Raw genomic sequence first — 24,483 nt, 5'->3', positions numbered from 1 at the left:
GGCGTCGCGCGACCCGCCTCATGGTCTCGGGACCGGAAAGATCTTGCTCGATGCGGAGAAATGGATGGCGATGAAGAAGACCTTCGGGGGAAGTCCTTAAAGACCATGGGGCAGCAAGACGCGCAGGACCAGGCGGCCCTCCGCGCCGTGTCGACAACGACGCCAGTGCAGTGCTCACATCCCTAAGACAATTTGAATCGATCCAAGGCGCAGCGATTTTCGCCTTATTTTTAGGGGTGCGCGACGTTTTCGCGGTGCTTGCGCAGTCGTCGTGTCGTTGTCATGTCAGCGTTGGACGTATCTATTTTCTTCGTCGTGGCTGGGCTTGTCCTCAGCGACTTCGGCTTCGCCGAAGTCGCTGAAACAACCCCGATCAGGGAAGCAGTGTGTTTGACATCGTGATCATGGACTCAGTGCGTCCCTAAGCGAGGTCACCGGGACAAGCCCGGTGGCGACGAAGAGAGAGTGTGGCACTCCACGAGACATCTTCCTTTCTCGTTAAAAAACCGGGCGCGAGGCGCCCGGCTGAGTTTGTCGTTGAACGTCGTCAGCGCTGGCTTACAGCGCGCCGCTGGCGCTGGCGCAGTTGGTGCCGGCTGTGCCCCCAATGGCGATTCGTTCGGCGCTGGAGGGGCTCAGGTACTTGTTCCTGATCACCGTCGCATAACTAGCCGGGACGGGGTTAAACCCGACGTTCTGGATCACGCGGGTGAGCAAGGGGTTGCTGGCAGTGTAGTGCCAGCTCAGGTAGTTCGTCAGACTGGTGACGCGATTGACGGGGTCGGTGGGTAGCTCTCCCGCCGGGAGGCTGTAGCAGCTATAGAGGAACATGAACGCGGTGCCGCTGAGCGGATAGGCGTTCGCCCTGTTGGTGAGCGGCAGCACAGACTTGCCGGTCACGCTCACACCGCCCTGGGTCACCCGGCCGAAGACGGTGTTGTAGATGTTGAAGTCAGCCCAGGTCCAGGTCGTGGCCGGCACCCGCAGCCGGGTGTCGGTCCACGCGTTGAGGGCGCCGGCCGGCGTCGGCGCGATGAACTCCAGGGTTGAGGGTGTCGTGTTGTCCGGAACATAGATGCCGGCGATGCGCAGTTGTTCGTTCTGCAACGCTGCCGAATACGGTGCGTCGACATTGGTCAGGCCCGCACCCGACACCGCCTGGGTGTAAGGCTTGGTGAAGTTGGCGCCGACATATCCGATGGTGCCTCCCTGGGCTGCACCGGTGCCGATCGTCGCCGCCACCCCGCCGCTTCCAATCGCGCCGATCCATTGCGACGTGATGGTTGTGCTGCCGCGGAAGGCGTTGACGTTGTCGATCAGGGTCTGGAAGCTCGTGCTCGGAAGATTCGTGGCGCCGAAGATCGATATGTACCCTGCGTTGTAGTCGATCAGCGGGCAGACAGCCTTGAGATAGTTGGTCAGGATGTAGGTTTCGCCACTTTCGTCAGAGTTGTACACCACCCTGATGGTCTTGGAGGTCGCCGAGTAAGGCTGCGCCACGCCCGAAGAGTCTTTGTTGGCCTCGTTGAAAGCCGCGAGCATTATCATGCCGGCACTGTCGAGGTACGGGATCTTGTTGGGAGTGGTGTCGCTCCAATCGGTCACGAAGCCTGAGAAGATCGCGCACATCTGCGCTGTGGTGAGCTGGATGGCGGCGCCTTGGTTGGCCTGGGTGCCTGGCGTGGTGCCCGCGCCTGTGACCGCCGAGTTGACGGTGAGACCGGACGTGTTGACCGCGATCGCGACGTTGACCTCGAACGCCGGAACCTGGATCGGCTGGCCATAAGCAGTGGGATTGTAGGTGGCCACCGCTGTGCCGTTCACTGTGACTTGGCTGATCGCGCCGCCGATGGTCGACCAGTTGGTCGCCGGGCTGAAGCTGAAGGGCACTGTCGTGAGGGTTGTTGCAGGCCAGATAATGGTCAGTGGTGCGTCCGACAGGCTGATATCCAGGCGCGGATATGGATAGCTGCCGAAATTGGTCGCATTGGCGCTGTCCACGAACGGTGGCTGAACCGCAGGGAAGGGCGTGGCAATCGTAAAGCTGAACGGTCTCCGGAAGTTGGGGCCTCCATACCACTGCTCCGGCCTGTTGCTGATGTACCCGCGCATGCCGTTGCCTGAGCCGACACCGGCAACCATGCCCTGCACTGTTGACACCACCGTGCAGGTGGTCGGCAATAAGCCGGCGCCCGGCAAGCCAGTCGAGAACGTGACGCCGTCGCCGCCGACGGTGGCGCCGCTATAGCAATCGAAGACCTGCCGGAAAACCAGCGACGCCAGCGTGCTGCCGCCGGCATAGATGCCCTGGGTGGCCTGCGCGATCGCAGGCACGCCCGACGAGGCGAGCAGGGCCGCCGTCGACAGCGCCAGGATGGACGTCGTGTCGCGCAGGTGCCCTGCAAAAGAGTGTTTCTTCATTCTCATGCTCCGGTTTGTTGATCAGGCGGGCGCGGCGCTTACGGCACGCGCTGCTTGCATCTCTAAGACACTTTCACGCGGCGCGAGGCGCAGGCGTCTTCGCGGATTTATTGCGGTGATAGCGGTGACGACGAAGAAAAAAGCTCGCGAGGTGCTGTTGCGTCGCCACCATCGGCCCCGTCCAAAAAAACCGGGCGCCTCGATCGAGGCGCCCGGCTGAGTTTGTCGTTGAACGTCGTCGGCGCTGGCTTACAGCGCGCCGCTGGCGCTGGCGCAGTTGGTGCCGGCTGTGCCCCCAATGGCGATTCGTTCGGCGCTGGAGGGGCTCAGGTACTTGTTCCTGATGATGGTCGCGTAGGCGGCCGGCACCGGGTTGAACCCGACGTTCTGGATCACGCCCGTGAGCAAGGGGTTGCTGGCAGCGTAGTGCCAGGTCAGGTAGTTCGTCAGACTGGTGACGCGATTGACGGGGTCGGTGGGTTGCTCTCCTGTCGGGAGTTTGTAGCAGCTATAGAGGAACATGAACGCGGTGCCGCTGAGCGGATAGGCGTTCGCCCTGTTGGTGAGCGGCAGCACAGACTTGCCGGTCACGCTCACACCGCCCTGGGTCACCGAGCCGAAGACGTTGTTGTAGATGTTGAAGTCAACCCAGGTCCAGGTCGTGGCCGGCACCCGCAGCCGGGTGTCGGTCCACGCGTTGAGGGCACCGGCCGGTGTCGGCGCGATGAACTCCAGAGTTGTAGGTGTCGTGTTGTCCGGAACATAGATGCCGGCGATGCGCAGCTGTTCGTTCTGCAGCGCTGCCGAATACGGTGCTGTGACGGTCCCCCCCCGCCGCGGTCGGGACGTTGGTGGTGTACGGCTGGGAGAAGTCGGCGCTGACGTATCCGATTCGGCCCGAGTTGGTTGCGTCGGTGCTGACATTGGATGCCACGTTGCCGCTTCCCGTTTGGGCGATCCACTGCGACGTGACGGCCGAGTTGTTGATGTTGGCGATCAGGGTCGCAAAGCTCGTGCTCGGAAGGTTCGTGGCGCCGAAGATCGTCGCATACGTGGAGGAGATCTGCGGGCAGACGGCCTTGAGATAGTTGGTCAGGATGAAGCTCGTGCCGCTGCCGTCCCCGCGATACACGACCCTGATGGTCTTGGAGGTCGCCGAGTAAGGCTGCGCCACGCCCGAAGGGTCTTTGTTGGCGTCGTTAAAGGCCCCGAGCTGTGGCGTGCCGGCGCTGTCGAGGTACGGGACCTTGTTGGGAGTGGTGTCGTTCCAATCGGTCACCAGGCCCGAGAAGATCGCACACATCTGCGCCGTGGTGAGCTGGATGGCGGCGCCTTGGTTGGCTTGGGTGCCTGGCGTGGTGCCCGCGCCTGTGACCGCCGAGTAGACGCTGCTTATTGTTGTTGTTCCGCTAACGGTGGTCATCCCGTTCGTGTTGACGACGATCGCGACGTTGACCTCGAACGCCGGAACCTGGATCGGCGCGCCATAGGTGGTGGGGTTATAGGCAACAGCCGTCGAGGTGCCCACGGTGATAGCGGGGGCCACGCCGCCGGTGGTCGACCAGCTTTGCGCCGGGGTGAAGGTGAACGACACCGTCGTAAGGGTCGTGGCACCGGTGGCAATCGCCAGCGGCGAGTCCGACATGCCGACGTCGACACGCGGATATGGATAGCTGCCGAAGATCGTCGCCGGAGAGCCCGTATTCGAAAAGTCGATGATCGGCGGCTTGGCCGCCGGCAGGAACATGGTGGTGATCGTTGACGTCATCACCGAGCCTGCGGTCACTGAGCCGCTATACCACTGCTGCGGGTTGTTGGCGATGAAGCCGCGGGTGCCGTTGCCGGAGCCGACGCCGGCATACAGGCCGTTCACCACCGTACTCACGGTGCAGGTGGTCGGCAGATGGCCCGGTGCCGGGAAGCCGCCAAACTGGTAGCCGTCGTTGGCCGTGGCGCCGAACCCGAAGCCGACGGTGCCGCCCGTGTAGCAGTCGAGAATCTGCCGGAAGGCTTCCGAGGCGAGCGTGCTGCCGGCGAAGTAGATCGGCTTGGTGGCCGAGGAGGCGCCCGCGTTCGCGGGCACGGTGGCCGACGAGGCGAGCAGCGCGAGCACCGACGCGGTGCCGAGCAGGTATTTGGACGATTGCATTTTCATGTCTCAGGTCCTGTGGGGTTTGTAACCAGCGGCGCGCGTCGTCATCCCGTCGTCACGAGAGTGCAAAGTAGTGCAAAGTAATGTTCAAGATTTGATGAAGTAATTTTATGCATATCTGTCACGGTCACAGCGATGACACATGAAGAATTGCAAGTCACTCACGCGTCGAAGTTATGTCTCCGTCGTCGATGATTGGCCAACATCTAATAGACAACATGAGCCTTGACGTCGCGCAGAGAAAATTTCTGGTCAGGGTTGGAAAAATAACTTAGCAATACTCTGGGAAATGATCTATGGAATCCCGACCTGATGACCGTCTTCCGGCGGTGCCATCGACGCGGGAATTGTTTCAAGCGAGGCCTCCCACATGGAAGACAATTCAGGCGGGCGCCTCGCGATACGCGTGGAGCATGGCGGCCATGCAATTCTGGCACGGCCGGTGGCGTCACCATCCGCCGCAAGATCGCCCGCAATCAACGGAGGCGAGCGTCCGTCCGCCAATCTGCGGCGCGCACAGGAGCTGCACCAGCAGGGCGTCGCGCATGGGCAGCAGGATCGCTGGCGTCAGGCGTTGCGCGCATTCAACGAGGCGGCGCGGCTCGCGCCCGACCAGCCCGCCTTCAACTACTGCAAGGGTGTGGCGCTGTGCCGGCTCGATCGCTTCGACGACGCGCGCGAGGCGTTCATGGCGGAACTCAGGGTGACGCCGACCCACGCGCCGGCGCTGACCGAGATCGGCACGTGTCTGGCGCGCACCGGGCGCACCCGGGATGGTATCCCCTATCTTCAGGAAGGGCTGCGCCTGCTGCCCAACATGCCGCTCGCGCAATACAGTCTCGGTCTTGCGCTGCTCACCGAGAACCGGCGCAGCGAGGCGCTCGCGGCGCTCGACAAGGCGATCGAGCTCGATGCGGGCTACGTGGAGGCCTATCGCACACGCGGTCTCGCCTATGTGATGGACGGTCAGTTCGACAAGGCGGTCGACGATCTCCGCGCCGCCTCCACGCTCGACAGCCAGAACTACAAGGCGATCATTGAGCTCGGAGTGAATTTCGGGCTGGCGGTGCGCGACAAGCAGGCGGGGCGGCTGTTCGAACTCGCCGCCGACAGCGCTCCGACCGTGGCTCTGCCGCAGTACATGTACGGTCAATTCCTGATCAATCACCGCCAGTTCGAGCGTGGCTTGAGTTATGTCGATCGCGCGCTCACACTCGATCCGCTGCAGGGCGAGCATCATGTCGCCCGCGGTTTCGGATTGCTCGGGCAGGGCCGCATCGAGGACGCTGTCGCTGCCTATCGGCGGGCGGGCGAGCTCGATCCTGCCAACCCTGGCTTCGCCGGAACGCTGCTGTTCGCGCTCCAGCACAAGCCCGGCGTCACGCGCGACGAGCTCTTGCACGCCCACAGGCGGTGGGCGACGCTGTATCGGCCGACCGCGCCCATGGATCGGCTGGCATTTCCGAACACGCCGGATCCGACGCGCAAGCCGCGACTTGGCCTGGTGTCGGCGGATATGCATCGTCACGCCGTGTCGTTCCTGGTCCTGCGCGCGTTCGAGGCGCTCGCCGCGCTCGGCTACGAGATTTGCTGCTACAAGACCGACAGCAAGCGGCAGGACGACGATTTCAGCGAACGCTACAAGGAGATCTCGGTCTCCTGGCGCGATGTGTCCGGGATGGACGGGCCGGCGCTGGGGCAGCAGATCCTCGATGATCGGATCGATATCCTGTTCGATCTCGCCGGCCACACCGCCGGCAACCGCCTGTCGCTGTTCGCCACGCGCGCGGCGCCGATCCAGCTCGGCTGGGCCGGCTATGTCGGCACCGTCGGGCTCGACACCTATGACGGCCTGATCGCCGATCCGGTGGAAATTCCGCCGGAGCATGACGCGAGTTATATCGAGCGTCCGATCCGCCTGCCGGACTGCTACGTCTGCTATCATCCGCCCGAGAAAGCCCCCGAGGTGCTGCCGCTGCCGAGCGCGAATGGCGGCCGCTTCACATTCGGCTGCTTCAACCGGCCGGCGAAGCTCAACAGCGAGGTCGGCAAGGCCTGGGCGCGGATTCTCGAGCAGGTGCCGGATTCGCGAATCCTCATGGTCTATGGCGGTCTCGGCGAGGCGAGCACGCGCGACGCCATCTACAACGTGCTCGGCCAGGGCGGCGTGCCACGCGAGCGTGTCGAGCTTGTGGGCGAAGCCGAGCAGCCGAAGATCTTGCAGGCCTATTGCGACGTCGACCTCGCGCTCGATCCGTTCCCCTATTCGGCGGGCGTGACCACGCTTGAGGCGATGTGGATGGGCGTTCCGACCGTGACCTTCGTCGGCGACACGTTCGCCGGCCGCCACTCCGCGGCCCACCTGACCGCAGCCGGGCTCGGCAGCTTCTGCACGACCAGCATCGACGACTACGTCGCCATGGCGGTCGACTGGACCCGCCGGCGGGACGAACTCGCCGACCTGCGCTCCGGTTTGCGCGCCCGCGTCGCCGCGTCCCCCCTGTGCGACGCGCCGCGCTTTGCCGACAACCTCTCACGCGAACTGATGCGGCTGTGGACCGAATGGTGCGAGGCCAAGACCGCGCGGGGCGCGGCTTAGGACAATTTACTCGTCGTCACCGGGCTTGACCCCTGCGACTCGGCGAAGCCGAGTCGCAGGGGTGACCCCGCTTAGGGGCGCACTGCCTTCCTGATCGGGATGGCCGGGACGAGCCCGGCCATGACGAAAAAAATGGACAAGCTGAAAGAAGGACCGTGCCGATGTTGAAAGCAGCGAGCGGCGAGGCGCTGGCGTTGGGGGCTTCGATGCTGAAACATGCATCGGCCGAACGGCGGATGGAATTCATCCAGACCGTCATGAACCGCGGCCTCGATCTCTATCAGAGCGGCCAGTTCGACAGCGCCGAGGTCTTGTTCGAGACCGTGGCATCGGAACCCACCGCGCGGCCGCGGGTCCAGCTCATCCGCGGCGTGATCGCGCTGCAACGCGGCGAGGATGAACGGGCGCTGGACTTGCTCGAGGAGTCGATCCAGCTCAACCCGGCTGATAGCGAGGCGCACGCCAATCTCGGTCTGCTGCTTCTCAAGGTGCGCCAGCATCCGCAGGCACTGGCCGCGTACGCCGCCGCGCTGACGTTGCAGCCGAACAATATCGCGGCGCTGTTTGGTCTCGCCCGTGCGCTGACGACCCTGGATCTGATGGATTTCGCCCACGACGCGTTCCGCGACACGCTGGCGTGCGCGCCCGACTATGCCGACCCCGTGGTCGACTTTGCCGTTCTGCTCAACGATATGGGCCGAAGGGACGAGGCGGTCGTGCTGCTGCAAGACGCGCTTGCACGGCATCCCGAGCACGCAAAGCTGCACGTGATGCTGTTCATCTGCCTGTTCGTCCGTGGCGACTGGCGGGCGGCGTGGCCGCACAACGAGTGGCGGCTCAAGGAACCGGAAGTCAGCAAGCATCTGTTGCCGACCGACCGGCCATGCTGGCAGGGCGAGGATCTCGCCGGCAAGACGATCCTGCTGCAATCCGAGCAGGGCTTCGGGGACACCATCCAGTTCGTGCGCTATGCGCCGATGATCAAGGCGCGCGGCGGCCGGGTGATCCTGCGTGTGCAAGGGCCCTTGCTGCCGCTGATGCGAACGGTCGACGGCATCGACGACGTCTTCGATACCGAGGAAGAGGCAGCGGCGTTTGATGTGCATGTGCCGCTCATGTCGTTGCCGCTGATCTTTGGAACGCAAAGCGATGCAGTTCCTGCGACGGTTCCCTACATCACGCCTGATCCGGACCTGGTCGCGCGGTGGCGCGAGCGGCTCAATGATAGCCTTGGCGCCCACTCCGGTCTTTCCGTCGGCCTGGTCTGGCAGGGCAATCCGGCACACCCCTACGACTGGCGCCACTCGTTGCGGCTCGATCGCCTGCGGCCCTTGTTCGACTGCCCGGGCACGCGCTTTGTCAGCCTGCAGGTCGGGCGCGGACAGAACCAGCTGACCGAGTTCGATATTGGCATCGTCAATGCCGGTGCACAAATCGACGCCACATCGTTCGCCGATGCCGCCGCGATCATTGCCAATCTCGATCTCGTCATCTCCATCGACAGCGCCATTGCCCATTTGGCCGGTGCGATGGGCAAGCCGGTCTGGATTCTGCTCGCCAAAGGCAGCGACTGGCGCTGGCTCAGGGATCGTGACGATACACCCTGGTATCCGCAGGCGCGGCTGTTTCGGCAGGCCGAAGCGGGCGATTGGGGCGATGTGGTCGAGCGAGTGCGTGCGGAAATGTGGTCAACAGCCGGCGCCGCAGTGCCACTGTCGCAGGAGAGGATCGCGCTGCCACGTGCATCGGATGCGGTCCTCTGCGATGCGCTGTTCGTTGAGGGCTGTCGCCAACAGAAGGTAGGCAATCTTGGTCGTGCGAAGAAGCTGTTCGAGCATGTTCTTTCCCTTGATCCCGAGCATGGGAACACGCTGTGCAATCTCGGTGCGCTGGAGCTCGGTTCGGGCGACGGAGAGCTCGCACTCAGGCGGCTGCAGGTGGCGGTGAGGTTGGCTCCTGATCTCGCGCTGGCACGGACACTGCTGGCCGACGCGTTGATGGCCGCTCAGAAGACGGAACAATCGCTTGCCCAGTATCGCAAGGCGATCGAGCTCGCACCTACCAACGCGGATGCCCACGCCGCCTATGCCAGCGCCCTGCGCAAGCTGGGAGATGGCGAGCAGGCGGATATGCATGCCGATACGGCAAGGCGCCTGATCCATGAGCATTACAGCAAGGCGCTGGAACTTGCCCCCAATGATGACGCGTTGCACGCCGCATACGCCCTCGCGCTGTGCGAGCTCGGTGACATCGACAACGCCATGATGCATTTTCTGGCGGCGACCAAGATCAATCAGCAACAATCGGCGGAGTTCTACGAGGCGCTTGGGCGCGCCTGTGCCGCGCGCGGCAACTCGCAGGGCGCGGAAATCAGCCTGAAACATGCGCTTGCACTCGATCCGCAGCGTGTTACCGCCCATTGCGCGCTTGGCGATCTTTATTGTGTGCTCGATCGCCCCGACGATGCAGAGACCAGTTTCCGCGGAGCGCTGAGCATCGATGCGGGAAGTGCCGTGGCCTTGCGTGGCATCGAACGTGTGCAGACGTCGCACCGGACCATGGCCATCAACGGCATGTCGTGACATGCGCTTCGTTGCGAACGATCGCAGTCACGCTCGCGCAGAAGCTTGCACCGCCGACGGTATCTGCGGATGTACGATCATCGCCCCAACGAGCGCGGCATTCTTGCCGCTCGTTTCGTGCGCAAGAAATCAAACGTGTGTCATTGACTGTTGCGTAGTGCGTCACGAAACCAGCACGCGTTATGGTTTCATTTCCATGTCATCAACCTTGGCTAGAAACGGCGCGACCGAATTGAAGCGTGTCAAATGCCGCGGTTGGGGATGGGGCCCCTGCAATGAGCGACACCAATCGAACGGCGTTGCTCACGCTCCTCGTCGCAAGTTACGACGATCTCAAACAGCGTTTGACACGACGGACCGGATCCGCGGATCTCGCCAACGAGGCTTTGCAGGACACATTTCTGCGCTTGAGCAAAGCGGACGGTATCGGACCCGTTCGCGATCTGCATGCATATCTGTTCCGAGTGGCGATGAGTGCCATCAGCAACCGGCGCGTTGCGGAGCGCCGCCGCCGTACCGTTTCGGAGACCGATGCGCTGTTCGATCTGGTCGACGACAGCCCTGGCCCGGAAAGGATTATCGAAGCCCGCTCCGAGATCAACGCGCTCAAGCAGGTGATCCAGGAGCTGCCCGCTCGCCGTCGGGAGATTCTCATGGCGATATGTGTTGACGAGGTGCCATTACGGCAGGTGGCGGAGCGGTTCGGCGTCAGCGTGCGCACGATACAGGTCGAGCTCAAGCAGGCAATGGTGCATTGCGCGGTTTGTCTCGAGCGCGGCGCGCGGATGCCGGGAAGCGCGTTCCAGCGCCGAAGTCCGTTCGGCCAGCGGGATCGCTCATCGCGAATTCCACTGAGCGATAACGATACGCTTGCCCGGCGATTGCCATTCGGCGGCGGCAGGTGAGATGTAATGGGGAGGCAGGCTCACACCGTCCGATCTGCCGAGGTGGCTACACCATGTTTGACGCTTGAGCTGCGAAGCCTTCGCCATCCGCATCGGATACTCTCAAATCCGAGATCAAGCCGCCTGCAGTCGTACGGCGTAGTCGACCAACCAAAGGGCGGGACACAGGAAGGCTCCAAACGGCAGTTTTGTCGTGCGCTCGACGGAATGGTCGTGCAGCCGTGTCAGCAGCACGGCGATCAGCGCGGCGCTGGTTGCCAACGCGAAGCACAGCGGCACCATGTCGAGCGGGAGCCACGCGCCGATGGCGGCCGCGAGCTTGACGTCGCCGAGCCCCAGGCCTTCGCGCTGCCGCAGCCATCTGTAGGTCCGGCGCATCAGCCAGAGTGCCGCGGCAACCAGGATGGCACCGCCCAGTGCGGTGGTCAGCGCACTCCAGCGATCGAACGGATCGAGCACGGTCGTGGCAACAAGCCCTGCGAAGAGGGCGCTTCCGGTGACGATGTCGGGAAGCAGGAAGTTACGCGCGTCGATATCGGCGCCGGCAATCATCAGTGTGCCGAGAACGGTCGACGCCAGCGCGTGCGGCCATGGCAGCGTTGCAGCGGAGACCAGCGCGACGGCCGCAAATCCGCAAAGCAGCACGGTGCGGTTAGGATGCAGGGCCTCCGAAGTTACATCATCATCGGCGTGCTCGTCGATCGTCATCGTCGCCTCATGTCGCTTCGCGCTGTGGAAGAACCTGCCGTGCGGGCCAGGCATGTCGGAGCTGTGCAATGCTAGCGCACGAAAACAATGCGACTGCGACAGCAGCCGTGCCGCCGAACGATTTCATGACCTATCTCGCGGGAAGGGGCGCGTTGCGCGATGGCCAGAGGGAAGACGGAGCGCGTCGCGTCCGTAACGGCGACGGGTCGGCTGGCCATACCGACTGGAGTGCCGTCACCAGGCTCACGCCTTCGGCACTGGCCGACGAACTGGCCAGTTTCTATCGATGCGACCGGGTCCGGCGCGACGATCTAGTCGAGGGGCGGTTCGCCGGCGGCGAGATGTCGACGCGGTTTCTCAAGGAGGAGCGCCTCTTCCCTTACGCGACCGCGGCCGGAACGTTGCGTCTCGCAGTGGCCGCTCCGATCGACGATGAGACGTTGCGAGCGGTCGAACTCGCGCTGCGCAGGCCGATCGTGCTTGCCGTGGCGACTGCCGATGATTTGGAAGCCGCGCTTTCGTTACGACTCGAGCCCGATCAGCCGAGCGATACCCCGCAAATCGGCACGGGCGCAGGCGAGGATGATCTTGACAATTTGCGCGACCTCGCGCGTGGCGCGCCGGTGGTGCGGGCGCTCGATGACCTGCTGCGCCTGGCGGTCGAGCAGCGGGCGACCGATCTGCACATCGAGCCGGCTGGCAATGCGCTGCAGGTTCGGCTGCGCGTCGATGGCCTGCTGAAGAACGTGCCGGCGCCGCCGATGAGCATGACCAAGGGCATCCTGTCGCGCCTCAAGATTCTGGCCGGTCTCAACATCACCGAGCGCCGCCTGGCGCAGGACGGACGCGCGCATATCGTTGTCAGTGGCAGCGAGATCGATCTGCGGGTCGCCACCATGCCGACGATGCATGGCGAATGCGCCGTCATTCGCCTGTTGCGTAAAGGGGCAGGCCTGGTATCGCTCGACCAGATCGGCCTCAGCGCGCGTGACGAGACGATCCTGCGCAAGGCGTTGCTGGCCCCTTATGGAATGGTGATCGTCACCGGACCGACCGGATCGGGAAAGACCACCACGCTTGCGGCGTCACTTGCGGTGATCAATGAGCCGACCCGCAAGATCCTTACCATCGAAGATCCCGTCGAGTACCAGATTTCGGGCATCAACCAGACCCAGGTGCATCCAGGCATCGGGCTCACTTTCGCATCGGCGCTGCGTTCGTTCATGCGGCTCGACCCTGATGTCATCATGGTCGGCGAGATGCGCGATTCCGAGACGGCCCATATCGGTGTCCACGCTGCGCTGACCGGACATCTGGTGCTGACGACGCTGCACACCAACACCGCGGCTGGCGCCATCACGCGTCTGATCGACATGGGGATAGAGAGCTTCCTGCTGGCGTCCTGCGCGCGGGTGATCGTGGCGCAGCGGCTGGTGCGGATCCTGTGCGATCACTGCAAGGAAAGCCACTCGCTGTCAGCGGCGGATATCGCCGCTGACGAGCGCTATGCAGCGCTCGGCATCGAGGCCGGCGAGGTGGTCTGCCGGCCCAAGGGCTGCGACTGGTGCGGCTTCACCGGTTTCCGCGGGCGCAAGGGCGTGTTCGAGATCATGGAGATCGGCACGGCGCTGCGACGGTCAATCGGCCCGAAAACCGACTCCACCGACCTCGAAACCGCGGCGCGGCGCGAGGGCATGACCACGATGACCGAGGACGGTATCAACAAACTACGCGCCGGGCAGACCACGCTCGATGAAATCTTCCGCCTGACCACGAGCCTGTAGGGCGATCATGCCACACTACCGGTACCGCGCGTTGACCAAGGCCGGCGAGATCATTCTCGGTGATGTCGACGCGCCCTCGCGCGAGGAGGTGCTGCGGCGCATCGAGTATCTCGGCCACTTGCCGGTCGAAGCGGAGATCGCGGGCGGCGGCGCGCGGCGCAGCGGCATCTCAAGCAGCGGATTGCCGCGCCCGCGCGAACTCACCACCTTCATGCGCCTGCTGGCGCTGCTGCTGCGGTCCGGGCTGACGCTCGAAGCTGCGCTGCAGACTCTGGAGGACGACACCAACAAGGCGGTAGCCCGCTTCGCTGGCGGCCTGCGCTCGGCGGTCTCGGGTGGCGACGGCTTTGCGGAAGCGCTGGAGCGCCACGACTCCATCATCGAGCCGATCTACATCGCCATGGTGCGGGCGGGCGAGGCGTCCGGCAAGCTCGAGGTGGTGCTGCGGGCGATCGTCGAGGACCGCACCCGGCGCGAGCAGTTGTCGCAGCGGATCAGCGCGGCGATCCGCTACCCGATGTTCCTGGTCGGGTCGGCGGTGCTGATCCTGTTCTTCTTTCTGCTTTATGTGGTGCCGCAGTTCGAGTCTGTCTTCACGGAGCTGCGCGGAAAGCTCAACGCGGGCGCCGCCTTCGCGCTGACGATGTCGACTTGGCTACGCGCCAATCTCGACACCTTCCTCGGCGTCTGTGCCGCCATGCTGCTGGTCGGCTGGCTGATCCTGCGGCAACAGGCGGCGCGGGCGTGGCTCGTGGGTGCGCTCGCCTCCATTCCCGGCGTGGCCGGGGTGATGAACGACCGTCGCACCGCCCGCTTCGTTGGCACCCTGGGGCTATTGGTCGAGAACGGCGTGGCGCTCCCCGCCGCGCTGAAGATCCTGCGCGACATCATTACCGAGCCGCGCTACGCGGCGGCGGTCGACCAGGTGCACGAGCAGGTCCGTAACGGCCGCCGCTTCATCGAGGCGCTCGCCGAGAGCGATCTCGTGCCGCCGCTTGCGGTCCGCATGCTGCGGGTCGGTGACGAGACCGGCGACCTCTCGGCGATCGCGCAACACGCCGCACAATTCTACGAGCAGCGGCTCGCCATCGGTCTCGACCGGCTGATGGGCGCGATCGGGCCGATCACCATCATCGCGGTCAGCATCGGTGTCGGCACGCTGATCGTGTCGATCATGAGCGCGCTGCTCAGCATCACCGAGCTTGCGATGTAGGGGCGGCTGATGGCGCGAGCAGGCATCAACGATCGGCGTGCGGGCTCGACCCTGATCGAGGTGATGGCGGTGATGCTGATCATCTCCATCCTCGCCACGCTGGTGGTGACGATGGTGCCCGGCACCGGGCGGGCGAACATGAAGGCGCTGACGCTGCAGACCGCGGCGCTGCTGCGGCATGAACGGCTCGCGGCGATTCTCACCGGGCAGAGTCGCAGCGTTTCGCTCGATGCAAGGGAGCGGCGGCTTGTTGGGGAGAGTGGGGTTATCGCGATTCCCCGCGACGTGGTGCTCGATGTGGTCGGTGTCGACGCGCGATGGTCGGGACGGCAGGCGGTGGTCCGGTTCGAGCCGGACGGCGCCTCGACCGGCGCGGTGCTGAAGTTCTCGTGGCAGGGAGTGCGCTATGAGGTCGATGTCAACTGGTACAACGGTCGCGTGGCGATCGATCTGCCGTGACCACGCCGCCGCGCGCGGAGGGTTTACGCTGATCGAGGCGCTGGTCGCGATGGCTCTGCTCTTGGCGTTCGTGTCGGTGCTCGGTCCGCATCTGTTTTACGCGCGCCGGATCGCCGACAAGATCGACGGCCGCATTGCCGCGCAGACGCTGCTGCGCGCGATCCTCGATGCGCCCGTCGACCGCATGGCGCTCGCGAAGGGGCCGCGCGACGGCGAGACGGCCGGCCTGCGCTGGACGGTCACGGCCGAGCCGATGTTCGTCGACGCCATGGTGCCACAGCAGGGGAGCCTGATGCAGACCGTGGTGGACAAGTCCCAGGAGAAACCGAACGAGCCCCCCGCCAAGCGCCGGAGCTGGATCGCCTACCGCGTGAGCGCGAAGGTGTCGTGGGGGTCCGGGCATGTGGTCAGCGCCGAGACGCTGCGGCTGGGACCGAGGGACGAAGAATGACCGCGAAACCAACTCTTCCGAAACGCGGCCTGCCGAAATCAACGCTGCGCGGCGTGCGGGGTTTCACCCTGATCGAGGTGCTCGCCGCACTTGCGATCGGGTCCGCCGTGATCGTCGCGACCGCGGCCCTCATCCACAACGTCGCCCTCAACTTCGATCGCCGCACCGGCGTGGTGGGCCGGGCGGACCAACTGCTGCTTGCGATCGAGCGCCTGGCGGCGGATTTCGGCGCGGCGCGTCTGGTGCCGCAGTCTCTCGCTCCGCAGTCCGCGGGCGGTGGCAATCGGAGGGCCGCCTTCGTCGGCGGGTCCACCGAAGTCAGGTTCGTTGCGGCCGGCGGCACCGTGGCCGGGCTGCAGGGCGAGGAGGTGGTCAGCCTGACCGTCGAGGAGCGGGATGACAGGAGCCAGCTCGTGCGCCGGCGCGCGCCATGGCCAGGGCCGCGCATGCCGTTCGAGAACGTCGCGCTGCGCGACCCCGTTCTGCTGCTCGAGGGGAAGGTCGAGATCGCGTTCGCCTTCGCCAGCCTTGCGACGGACGGGACCGTGACCTGGAGCGACACCTGGAGCGGGCAGCCGCTGCCGCCGCGCCTGGTGCGGCTCTCGATCCGCGACCGCGCGAGCGGCGCCGAGCTCGTGCCCGCCGTGCAGTTTGCGCTCCGTGCCGATGCGCCGATCGGCTGTGCGCGGCCGGGCGCCAAGGCGACGTGTCTGACCGGCCGCGGGTCCAAATCGGCGAAGGAGCAGCCGGCGAAGGAGGCCGAGCCTGCGAAGGACCAGCCGGCGGGGGCGCGCGGATGAGCCGCCGAGACAACCAGCGCGGCATGGTGCTGCTCACGGTGCTCTGGGCGATCGCGCTGTGCTCGGCGCTGGCAATGGCGACGTCGACCACGTTTCGCAGCCTCGTGGGGATCGTCGGCATCGACCGCGAGCGTGTGCAGGCCGATGCGCTGCTGACGGCAGGACTTGAGGCCGCGGCCGGCATGGTGGCCGCCATGCGCGATGCGCCACTGGTCGCGCGTGGCACCACCATTACGCTGTCGACCGGACAGGTGCGCGTCAGCGTCAGCGACGAGGGCGGCCGCATCGACATCGGAAAGGCGCCTGTCGAGTTGCTGGCGTCGCTGTTGCGCTATGTCGGGGCGGAGGATGACGACGCCAACGTTTTGGCCAACAGGATCGTCGATCTGCGTGGTTCGGATCGGCAGGAGCGGCGGCCCAACGAGGTGGCGAAACAGCCGGCATCGGCCGCCGCCAAGCCCGATCAGGAGATGGCCGAGTCCGATGAGGCGGAGGCCGGGTCCGATCAGCGGGCCGCATCGGCCTCTCCTGCACCGTTCACCGATGTGCGGCAGCTTGCGAGCATTCCCGGAATGAGGGCGGACTGGATGGCGGCGATAGTGCCGCTGATCACCGTGTATGGGAGCGATGGCGTGAACCCACTCACCGCACCGGTCGCGGTGCTCCAGGCGCTGCCGTTCGTCGACGCGCCGCGGCTTGACACCTTCCTCGAGATGCGGCGCGCGCCGCTGGTCGATCCCGAGCGCCTCGCCTTCCTGCTCGGGCCGACGCAGAAGTATCTGAAGGTTCAGCGGCGACAGGTCGTCGCGGTGGATCTCGTCGCTGGAACTGTGGGCGGATACACGGCCAAGGCCAAGGCCTTCATCGTGCTGCTGCCTGACGACAAGCAGCCGTATCGGGTTCTCGCCTGGAACCCGTTGTCGCCGGGGGCGGCAACGGACACTGTCATGCTGATGGGGGCACGCTGATGCGTATCGACATTATTATGGGGCGCTGGATCGACATCCTGGCCCGCCTGTGGCTCGGCTGGCAGGAGCGCCGCCGTGCCCGCAACTGGCTGAAGGTCGCCCAAGACGGCAACAAACAGGACGGCGACAAATGGATCGTTTCTGATGCGAAGAGGACGGGAAGAACAACGTCAGTCATCGTCCCCGCCGGTGCTCCGCTGCCCGACGACATCGCCCGCGCCGCGCAAAACCGCTTCGTGATCCTGGAACTCGCCGCCGATGAATTCGTCGCGCGCCGGATGAGCGTTCCCGCCCAGGCCCGCGACCTGCTGCCCGGCATCGTCCGCAACCAGATCGAACGCCTGTGCCCCTGGCGCGCGAACCAGGCCGCCTATGGTTTCGATGTCGGACCGAGCGAGGATGCGGCGAGCCTCGACGTGCGTGTTCTCATCACCTCGCGCGCGGTGCTCGACGAGGCTTGCCAGCGTCTGGGTGCGCTGGGGTTGCGGGTCGATCGCGTGGTGGCGAGCGAGCGTCTTGCCGACGCGGCTATCCCCGTCGTGCTGTGGTCGCGGCTCGCCGATGCGACCGACAAGAGCCTCGCACGTATCAGCCAGACCATTGGTGGCTTGATCGCGGCCACCGTCTGCATCACCCTCATCGTGAACGTCTGGGGCTTCATGACTGCAGCGTCCGCGGACAGCGAAAGCGAAGATGTCGGGACGCGCATCGCGGCGCTGCAGCGCCAGGTCAAGGGCGCTCTCCCCCGGCAATCGATCCCTTCGCTCGCGCCTCCAGAGCGCGCGTGGGCCTTGAAGGAAACGTCGCCCGTGGCTGTGATCGTTGTCGAGGCGCTTTCCCGTGCGCTGCCGGATAATTCTCATCTCACTGAGCTCAATCTCGACGGCGCGACGCTGCGCATCGTGGGCTTCGCCGACGACGCGCCGTCGCTGATTGCTCCGCTTGAGCAGTCAGGACATCTGAAGGATGTGCATTTCTTTGCTCCCACAACACGCGGCGCCGACGGCACGCGCTTCATGTTTCACATCGAGGCGCGCGTCGAGGCGCACGCCAGGATCGACGGAGGCTAGGCCATGCTGAAGCCGAATCTGAAGCTGAACCTGAAGCTCGATGTCAGCCGCGAGCAGATTTTCGCCGTGGGCGGCTTTTGTGCGTTGCTGATCGTCTGTACGGTTGCGGTCGTAGCAGCATTGCAGACGCGTAGCGAGGCCTTGCAGGCGCTCGCCGACCAACGCGATCAGCTTGCGAGCCTGCAGGCGCGTTCACGGTCGGTCGCCAATCGAAGCCGGTCGACTCAGCCCTCGGCAGCTCCCGCGCTCGCATTCCTGGACGCGCCCACCAGCGGGCTCGCCACTGCGCAGTTTCAGGCCTATCTGTCGCAGCTTGTGACGGATCAGCACGCCGTTTTGGTCTCGTCCGGGGTTCCGCCGGCGGATCGCGATGACAAAGGCGATATCATTCGGGTGCAGATTACCTTGAATGCCACGCTTCCCAACCTGCAATCCCTGCTTTATCGCCTTGAAAGCGGCGCTCCCTATGTTTTCGTCGATGCCCTCTTGGTGCAACCGAGCGGTTCCGGCGAGCGCGCAACTGCCGACCCCGTCTTGAAGGTCAATCTGAACGTGCATGCCTTCTGGCGTCGGAAAACTGCTTGAACGATGATGCGATCGGCGGCCGCAAGAGAGAGGCGGATGGACGAGCTATTCCGCGGCAGCTCTCATCTCGCCGCGGAAATAGGCAATCGTCTTCTCGAGCCCGCTTCGAAGCTCGATCCGCGGTGTCCAGTCGAGCACGGTGCGGGCAAGCGAAATATCCGGTTGACGCTGGCGAGGGTCATCGGAGGGCAGCGGCATGAACACCAATCTGCTCCGTGATCCCGTGAGCGCAATCACCTCTTCGGCGAGCTCACGAATTGTGAACTCACGCGGATTGCCGATGTTGATCGGGCCCCTGAAATCATCCAGCGTGTTCATGGTCCGGATCATGGCCTCGATGAGATCGTCCACATAGCAGAAGCTGCGGGACTGGTTGCCGTCTCCGTAGATGGTGATGTCGTCGCCGTTGAGCGCCTGAACGATGAAGTTCGACACCACGCGGCCGTCGTTTGGATGCATGCGGGGACCATAGGTGTTGAAGATTCGTACGACCTTGATCCGCAGGCCATGCTGGCGCCAGTAATCGAAGAACAAGGTCTCGGCGCAGCGCTTGCCCTCATCATAGCAGGAACGCAGTCCGATAGGATTAACGCGGCCCCAATAAGCCTCAGGCTGCGGATGAACTTCGGGGTCGCCGTAGACCTCGGATGTCGACGCCTGAAGGATTTTCGCTTTCACTCGCTTGGCGAGCCCCAGCATGTTGATCGCGCCGTGGACACTGGTCTTGGTCGTCTGCACCGGATCGAACTGGTAGTGGATCGGGGAGGCAGGGCAGGCCAGATTGTAAATCGTATCCACCTCGACATAGAGCGGGAAAGTCACATCGTGGCGCATCATCTCGAAGTGCGGGTTGCCGATGAGATGCGCGATATTGGCCCTGCCGCCGGTGAAATAGTTGTCAACGCAAAGCACATCGTGGCCTTGCTCGACGAGCCGCTCGCACAAATGCGAACCAAGAAATCCGGCGCCGCCGGTCACCAACACCTTTGCCACGTTACTCTCTCTTCATGTCCGAAGCCGATGTTGATTGCCAGTTCCACGGCCGTCGCGTTGCCGGAACGTAGCCGGCGACATGGGAGCAATCGCCGCTCTGCGAGCCGAACACAGTCCACTGCGTCACCTTCCAGACCTCGCTGCGGCGCAGTGATGCCCCCGCGATGACGCAGCTATTCCAGGGCGCAACCACGAATTGGATGTCGTAGCAACCCGGCCTGACGCTGGAGACCGTGAAAAATCTGGAAGGCGGCAGCGCTTCGGTAAACTGGTCTGGCCCCCAATGCCGCGCCCCACATGGCGATATATAAAGGTGCTGCAATGGAATGTTCGAAGCATTGACGATGGTGAATTCGGCGGCAGACGCGGCAGAAGAGAGTAGCGCCGCGATCGCAGTCACAATGAGCTGTCGATAAGGCATGTGATGCATGTGGGGTGACGCACTGCGGCCATTCATTGCAGTTCTGCCGTGTGAGCGGATGCTGAAGCATAGCGTCGGTACCATTGCAGATTTGTGGCGTTTCGCGTTGTAATTGTCTCGCGCGCTGGATGCTCAAGCGAATAAATACGTGCGATGAGTGTTCGCAAGATGATGATGGTGAAGGCGTAGGGGTGATTGAAGCGAGGTACCGACGAGCCGCTCGCGGACGGAGACGCAAGCGCTCGCTGGGCTAACGAGATCAAGGTCATCGATGTGGGAAACGTTGGCCGCCGCCCGGCCGATAGGGCCTGTTAGACGGCTGTCATATCTTCGGATATAAAAGCGCTCGCGCATCGCCTACGCCGCGCTGAGCAGCGACTGGTCGGAAGGCTTAGAAATAGGACACTGACCAGACCCTGGGGCAAAGCGAAGTGGGGCCATGACGGCAATTCGATCATATGTCGCGTATGCTTGTGCTGTGACCGATGGGAAGACGGTCGAACGTTCTCGGGGGCAACGACATCTCACCTGGATTTGCGCCCTTCTGGTAATCACCGGCGTATGCGCAGCCATTGCCGAAGAACGTCGGGCTGCCACTGTGTCGGAGCCGATCGGGTTTCATATTCCCGCACAACCGCTTGCCATTGCACTGCAGGCTTACGGCGAGCGAACCGGTGTTCAAGTGCTCTATGAGAGCAATTCGGCGACTGGGCGAAAATCTGCGGCGGTTGAGGGCAACTTTACGGCCGAGCAGGCGCTGAACCTGCTGTTGGCCGGAACGGACCTGAAAGTCCAGTATACCCGTCCGGACGCGATCACCCTTGCTCTACCATCCGCGACAACTGGCGGGCCTCCCGCCAGCCCGCTCGGTTCTGCGGATTTGTCATTGGGGATGTTGAGGGTACGGGCCTCGAATGACGGCGACGATGTTGGCCGGCTTCACGATTATAGTGAAAGTCTGCAGATCGACATTCAAAAGGCCTTGCAAAAGAATGTCAGGACGCGAGGCGGCAGCTATCGGGCTGTCCTTGATCTCTGGATCGATCGGTCCCGCACGGTTCAGCGCACCGAACTGTTCAGATCGACGGGCGATGTCGAGCGGGACGCCACCGTGGCGACGGTATTGCGTGGTCTCACCATCAGCCGGTCGGCGCCGGCAAACACGCCTCGGCCGGTGCGTATCGTGATTGTAGTGAAGCCGTTGCAATGAATGTCGATGGCCCCTGCGGATAGGACGGCGTACCTGCGATGGGCTCGGCAATCTCGTTTTTGATGCAACGTGGAGCGCTGGTGTTTGAACCGTCCTGATCTGTGAAGCCGGATGCCATTTGTGATACGGAAGCCGCACCCCCGCTTGTACCCTGGCGAGGATTCAACCTTTGTCATAAATGTGTTATCCGCTGCCGCTACGAGGATCCCACCGGGAGTAGTCCGGTCTGGATATCGAGCTGGCGTCTGGGGGGCCGCGAGGCGTGGCTGGTGTCAATCGAGTACGGCTGCGGGGGCAGCTCGTCGAGAACTACGACGAACTGGTCAAGAAGCTGACGCGCCGTCTGGGGTCTTCGGACTTCGCCTATGAGGCCCTGCACGAGGCGTTCCTGCGGCTGGAGCGGGTGACCGATGCTGTCCCTGTGCGCAGTCCGTCCGACTATATTTTCCGCACCGCCATCAACATCGCCAAGGATACCAAGAAAGCTCTGAACCATCGTGTCAGCGCATCGGAAGTTGAGGCGTTGCTCGATGTGTGCGACGACGAGCCGGATCCCGCCCGGGTTGTCGAAGCACGTTCCGATATTGATGCCTTCAAGCGTGCGCTGGCCGAATTGCCTGCCAGGCCCCGCCACGTGCTGCTCGGTATCGGCATCGAGGGGCGGTCTGCACACGACGTTGCAGTCAGTCTGGGCGTTAGCGTGCGAACGGTAGAAAGTGATTTGAAGCTGGCCTTGAGCCACTGTGCAAATTGTCTCGATTATACATTGATCCGTCGTCTCGGTGGCCCGCGCCCCCGTTCGTATTGAATTTGCTATCGAAAAATGACGCCGGCCGAAACCGCACTTGTCGATCATCGATGTTTGCTGCAGAACGGTGCCTTCAGGCCCCGTCTCATCCGGTCGCCGCGTCGAAAGCTGTGACCTGTTTTTTCAACTTTCGCGGGTTTTTTCTGCGGGATAGCGGAGTTTCGATCGTCTATCGAATAGAGAGAGTTGTCGCTTGGATCCGGTAAGTATATCCGGGAGAGGTTCGCGGGGGAATGCTGAGCCGATCAAGCACACGTTCAGGTCGAAACCGCAGGCAGCGCCACTGCATCATTCTCGACCGTGTCATGCCCAAGCATCTGATGCAGGTGTTCCCGATTGTTTCTCCTGATGATTTGCGTAAAGGTCCGTTGCAGTACCCGGATGCGGATGGAATCATCTATATAGTCTCTCATGCACGTCCAATACTATCGGCAGGTTTGGATTTGGGGAGTAGGGCAGTGAGCGAGTCATCGTGACCGTGCCGAATCGCCCACCCAAATCCAATCCGCTGCTGGACGAGGCCCTTGATTGGGTCGTTCGCCTGAAAACCGACGAGCCGACGCGGGCAGACGTGGACGCGTTGCAGCGTTGGCGTGACCAAAGCCAGGCACATGATGCGGCATTCAAGAAAGCAGTACAGCTTTTTCGCATGGCGAGCGTCGCCGCCCGGGAACTGGCCGATGAGCAGCAGGCCTCAGATGTCGTCGTAACGGCTTCGCAGCCGCCGCCCCGGCGGCTCACGCGCCGTATCATGTTGGGAGGGGCGATTGCGGCCGCTGCCGCCGGCTACATGATCGTTCGCCCACCGCTCGGTCTGTGGCCGTCGCTCGAAGAACTCTCGGCCGACTACAGGACCGGAAAAGGGGAACATCGCAAGGTAGCGGTCGCGCCCGACGTTTCACTGGAGCTGAACACCCAAACCAGCGTCGCGCTGCCCTCCACGTCTGACGAGACCAGGATCGAACTGATTTCTGGCGAGGCTTCGGTTGCGGCCAAGCTATCGCCATCCAAGCCGCTCGTGATGTTGGCAGGAAATGGACGCATCAGCGCCTCGCAGGCGGATTTCAATGCGCGCTGTCTCGATGGGGTTGTCTCGGTGACCTGCCTCGACGGCGTCGTGACCGTTGAACAGAACGACAGAACGGTTCAGCTCCACAAGGCCGAGCAGGTCACCTATTCCAGCGCAGGGCTGCAGCAATCCGTTCCGGTTGATGCCGTGCAGGTGACGGCCTGGCAGGCTGGGCTGCTGATCTTTCGCGACCGCCCACTGGCAAGCGTGGTGGACGAAGTGAACCGATACCGTCCCGGAAAGATCATCATCGCCAATGCGGAGCTGAAGCGCCGTCTCGTCAACGGCACGTTTCAGCTCGACAAGCTCGGGAATTTTGTCGACCAGGTCGAGCAGCTATTCGGGGCCCGGATCACCTCGCTTCCCGGCGGGGTGGTACTGCTGAGCTGAAGGCCCGATCGCATTCGGCCGCAAACGCTGATTTCCTAACAAATGGATAAGTTTCTTCTACGGCGTGCAGAAATTTTTGCACGTTAGCACTCGCCCAGTCGTCGTGTGAGTAGGCGTCGTTGTCGCGGTGGTCCCGCCGCGACGGCGGACGCCTGCGCGAAATTGGGCGAACGTCTGTGCGAAGTGGAAGTAATCTCAGAGATTTCAGACATCGGGTGCAATCCCGGGGTGGGTCGCGGTGGTCGGCCGTGGCGATGATCACTGTTGGCATTGTGGTCGGCATCGCTCCAGCAGGCGCCGCGCCGCAAAGCGCGCAGCAGCCCGCGAATGCGGACAATGCGCCTGCGCCGGCCGGGGCGGCGGCGCAGAGCGCGGCGCCGGCGCAACGCTTCGACATCGACGATTTCGCGGTGCAGGGCGCCGACAAGCTGCCGCAGATCGACGTCGAGGAGGCGATCTATCCGTTCCTCGGTCCGGGCAAGAGCGCCGACGATGTCGAGAAGGCGCGCGCCGCGCTCGAGAAGGCCTATCGCGACAAGGGCTTTCAGACCGTGAGCGTGTCGGTGCCGACGCAGAATGCGCTGCGCGGGGTCGTCATTCTCAAGGTGGCGGAGATGAAGGTCGGCCGGCTGCGGGTGAAGAATTCGCGCTACTTCGACATCGAGCAGATCAAGGACCGGACGAAATCGCTCAAAGAGGGCACGCTGCCGAATTTCAACGATGTCACCAAGGACATCGTCGCGCTCAACCAATGGCCCGACCGGCGGGTGACGCCCGCGCTGCGCGCCGGCGTCTCGCCGGGCACGGTGGATGTCGACCTCAATATCGAGGACAAGGCGCCGATCCACGGCACCATCGAGGTCAACAACGCCAACTCGCCGAACACCACGCCGGC

21 protein-coding genes are annotated in these 24,483 nt (G+C 63.7%); 15 read left to right on the top strand and 6 right to left on the bottom strand.

Annotation, left to right across the window (positions count from 1 at the left end):
• Positions 1-558 precede the first annotated feature (558 nt).
• The 3 genes from AAFX91_RS05960 to AAFX91_RS05950 all read right to left on the bottom strand — a co-directional run bounded on the left by AAFX91_RS05960 (position 559) and on the right by AAFX91_RS05950 (position 4,576).
• Complete coding sequence (locus tag AAFX91_RS05960) at positions 559-2,421, bottom strand: substrate-binding domain-containing protein (protein WP_394565850.1); 1,863 nt, start codon at positions 2,419-2,421, stop codon at positions 559-561.
• Between the two features lie 249 nt (positions 2,422-2,670).
• Positions 2,671-3,093 (bottom strand): hypothetical protein, encoded by a 423-nt coding sequence (locus AAFX91_RS05955; RefSeq protein WP_394565849.1) that lies wholly within the window; start codon positions 3,091-3,093, stop codon positions 2,671-2,673.
• The gene (locus AAFX91_RS05950; protein ID WP_394565848.1) at positions 3,065-4,576 is read right to left on the bottom strand and encodes a substrate-binding domain-containing protein; all 1,512 of its coding nucleotides are present in this window, start codon (positions 4,574-4,576) and stop codon (positions 3,065-3,067) included. Before AAFX91_RS05950 ends, AAFX91_RS05955 begins: the two co-directional genes overlap by 29 nt.
• 367 nt (positions 4,577-4,943) lie before the next feature.
• On the opposite strand from AAFX91_RS05950, the gene AAFX91_RS05945 reads away from it, so the two are divergent.
• The 3 genes from AAFX91_RS05945 (at position 4,944) to AAFX91_RS05935 (ending at position 10,659) form a co-directional block, all read left to right on the top strand.
• Positions 4,944-7,172: a tetratricopeptide repeat protein gene (locus AAFX91_RS05945; RefSeq protein WP_394565847.1), complete on the top strand. Its 2,229-nt coding sequence runs from the start codon at positions 4,944-4,946 to the stop codon at positions 7,170-7,172.
• A 161-nt stretch (positions 7,173-7,333) separates the two neighbouring features.
• Positions 7,334-9,754: a tetratricopeptide repeat protein gene (locus tag AAFX91_RS05940; RefSeq protein ID WP_394565846.1), complete on the top strand. Its 2,421-nt coding sequence runs from the start codon at positions 7,334-7,336 to the stop codon at positions 9,752-9,754.
• A 275-nt stretch (positions 9,755-10,029) separates the two neighbouring features.
• Positions 10,030-10,659: an RNA polymerase sigma factor gene (locus tag AAFX91_RS05935; RefSeq protein ID WP_130583204.1), complete on the top strand. Its 630-nt coding sequence runs from the start codon at positions 10,030-10,032 to the stop codon at positions 10,657-10,659.
• Positions 10,660-10,773: 114 nt separating this feature from the next.
• Here the strand turns inward: AAFX91_RS05935 and AAFX91_RS05930 are convergent, their stop codons facing one another.
• Positions 10,774-11,367 carry a prepilin peptidase gene (locus AAFX91_RS05930; RefSeq protein WP_394565845.1) on the bottom strand — a complete coding sequence of 198 codons (594 nt, stop codon included), beginning with the start codon at positions 11,365-11,367 and terminating at the stop codon, positions 10,774-10,776.
• Positions 11,368-11,435: 68 nt separating this feature from the next.
• Between AAFX91_RS05930 and AAFX91_RS05925 the strand changes: the two genes are divergently transcribed.
• The 8 genes from AAFX91_RS05925 to gspM are packed head-to-tail and all read left to right on the top strand — an operon-like array spanning position 11,436 to position 18,697.
• Positions 11,436-13,151 (top strand): GspE/PulE family protein, encoded by a 1,716-nt coding sequence (locus tag AAFX91_RS05925; RefSeq protein ID WP_394565844.1) that lies wholly within the window; start codon positions 11,436-11,438, stop codon positions 13,149-13,151.
• Between the two features lie 7 nt (positions 13,152-13,158).
• Complete coding sequence (locus AAFX91_RS05920) at positions 13,159-14,364, top strand: type II secretion system F family protein (RefSeq protein ID WP_394565843.1); 1,206 nt, start codon at positions 13,159-13,161, stop codon at positions 14,362-14,364.
• Positions 14,365-14,373: 9 nt separating this feature from the next.
• Complete coding sequence (locus AAFX91_RS05915; protein ID WP_394565842.1) at positions 14,374-14,823, top strand: Tfp pilus assembly protein FimT/FimU; 450 nt, start codon at positions 14,374-14,376, stop codon at positions 14,821-14,823.
• A complete protein-coding gene (locus tag AAFX91_RS05910) occupies positions 14,780-15,274 on the top strand; it encodes a prepilin-type N-terminal cleavage/methylation domain-containing protein (RefSeq protein WP_394565841.1) in 495 nt (164 codons plus the stop codon). The genes AAFX91_RS05915 and AAFX91_RS05910 overlap by 44 nt, the downstream gene beginning before the upstream one ends.
• Positions 15,271-16,074, top strand: coding sequence for a type II secretion system protein J (locus tag AAFX91_RS05905; RefSeq protein ID WP_282529820.1), 804 nt, complete (start codon positions 15,271-15,273; stop codon positions 16,072-16,074). The genes AAFX91_RS05910 and AAFX91_RS05905 overlap by 4 nt, the downstream gene beginning before the upstream one ends.
• Positions 16,071-17,042: a general secretion pathway protein GspK gene (locus tag AAFX91_RS05900; protein ID WP_394565840.1), complete on the top strand. Its 972-nt coding sequence runs from the start codon at positions 16,071-16,073 to the stop codon at positions 17,040-17,042. Before AAFX91_RS05905 ends, AAFX91_RS05900 begins: the two co-directional genes overlap by 4 nt.
• A 17-nt stretch (positions 17,043-17,059) precedes the next feature.
• On the top strand, positions 17,060-18,112 hold the full coding sequence (locus AAFX91_RS05895) for a PilN domain-containing protein (RefSeq protein ID WP_394565839.1): 1,053 nt from the start codon (positions 17,060-17,062) through the stop codon (positions 18,110-18,112).
• Positions 18,113-18,115: 3 nt separating this feature from the next.
• The gene (gene gspM / locus AAFX91_RS05890) at positions 18,116-18,697 is read left to right on the top strand and encodes a type II secretion system protein GspM (RefSeq protein ID WP_394565838.1); all 582 of its coding nucleotides are present in this window, start codon (positions 18,116-18,118) and stop codon (positions 18,695-18,697) included.
• A gap of 45 nt (positions 18,698-18,742) precedes the next feature.
• Here gspM and AAFX91_RS05885 read toward each other — a convergent pair whose 3' ends face one another.
• Together AAFX91_RS05885 and AAFX91_RS05880 are read right to left on the bottom strand one after the other, a co-directional pair.
• Positions 18,743-19,690: a UDP-glucuronic acid decarboxylase family protein gene (locus AAFX91_RS05885; RefSeq protein WP_394565837.1), complete on the bottom strand. Its 948-nt coding sequence runs from the start codon at positions 19,688-19,690 to the stop codon at positions 18,743-18,745.
• Between the two features lies 1 nt (position 19,691).
• Positions 19,692-20,147 (bottom strand): hypothetical protein, encoded by a 456-nt coding sequence (locus AAFX91_RS05880; RefSeq protein ID WP_394565836.1) that lies wholly within the window; start codon positions 20,145-20,147, stop codon positions 19,692-19,694.
• Positions 20,148-20,550: 403 nt separating this feature from the next.
• On the opposite strand from AAFX91_RS05880, the gene AAFX91_RS05875 reads away from it, so the two are divergent.
• From AAFX91_RS05875 to AAFX91_RS05860, 4 genes are all read left to right on the top strand, one after another.
• Positions 20,551-21,321 (top strand): STN domain-containing protein, encoded by a 771-nt coding sequence (locus AAFX91_RS05875; RefSeq protein ID WP_394565835.1) that lies wholly within the window; start codon positions 20,551-20,553, stop codon positions 21,319-21,321.
• 262 nt (positions 21,322-21,583) lie between these two features.
• Complete coding sequence (locus AAFX91_RS05870; protein ID WP_130583372.1) at positions 21,584-22,129, top strand: RNA polymerase sigma factor; 546 nt, start codon at positions 21,584-21,586, stop codon at positions 22,127-22,129.
• Positions 22,130-22,601: 472 nt separating this feature from the next.
• Entirely contained in the window at positions 22,602-23,588 is a 987-nt protein-coding gene (locus AAFX91_RS05865; protein ID WP_394565834.1) for a FecR family protein, read from the top strand.
• 254 nt (positions 23,589-23,842) lie between these two features.
• The coding region (locus AAFX91_RS05860) for a POTRA domain-containing protein (RefSeq protein WP_394565862.1) at positions 23,843-24,483 on the top strand (641 nt) is incomplete at its 3' end.

This window comes from Bradyrhizobium sp. 31Argb (assembly GCF_043638955.1).
GTDB lineage: Bacteria > Pseudomonadota > Alphaproteobacteria > Rhizobiales > Xanthobacteraceae > Bradyrhizobium.
The sequence above is the reverse complement of the archived record's forward strand: the minus strand, read 5'-3'. Positions and strand labels throughout refer to the sequence as shown.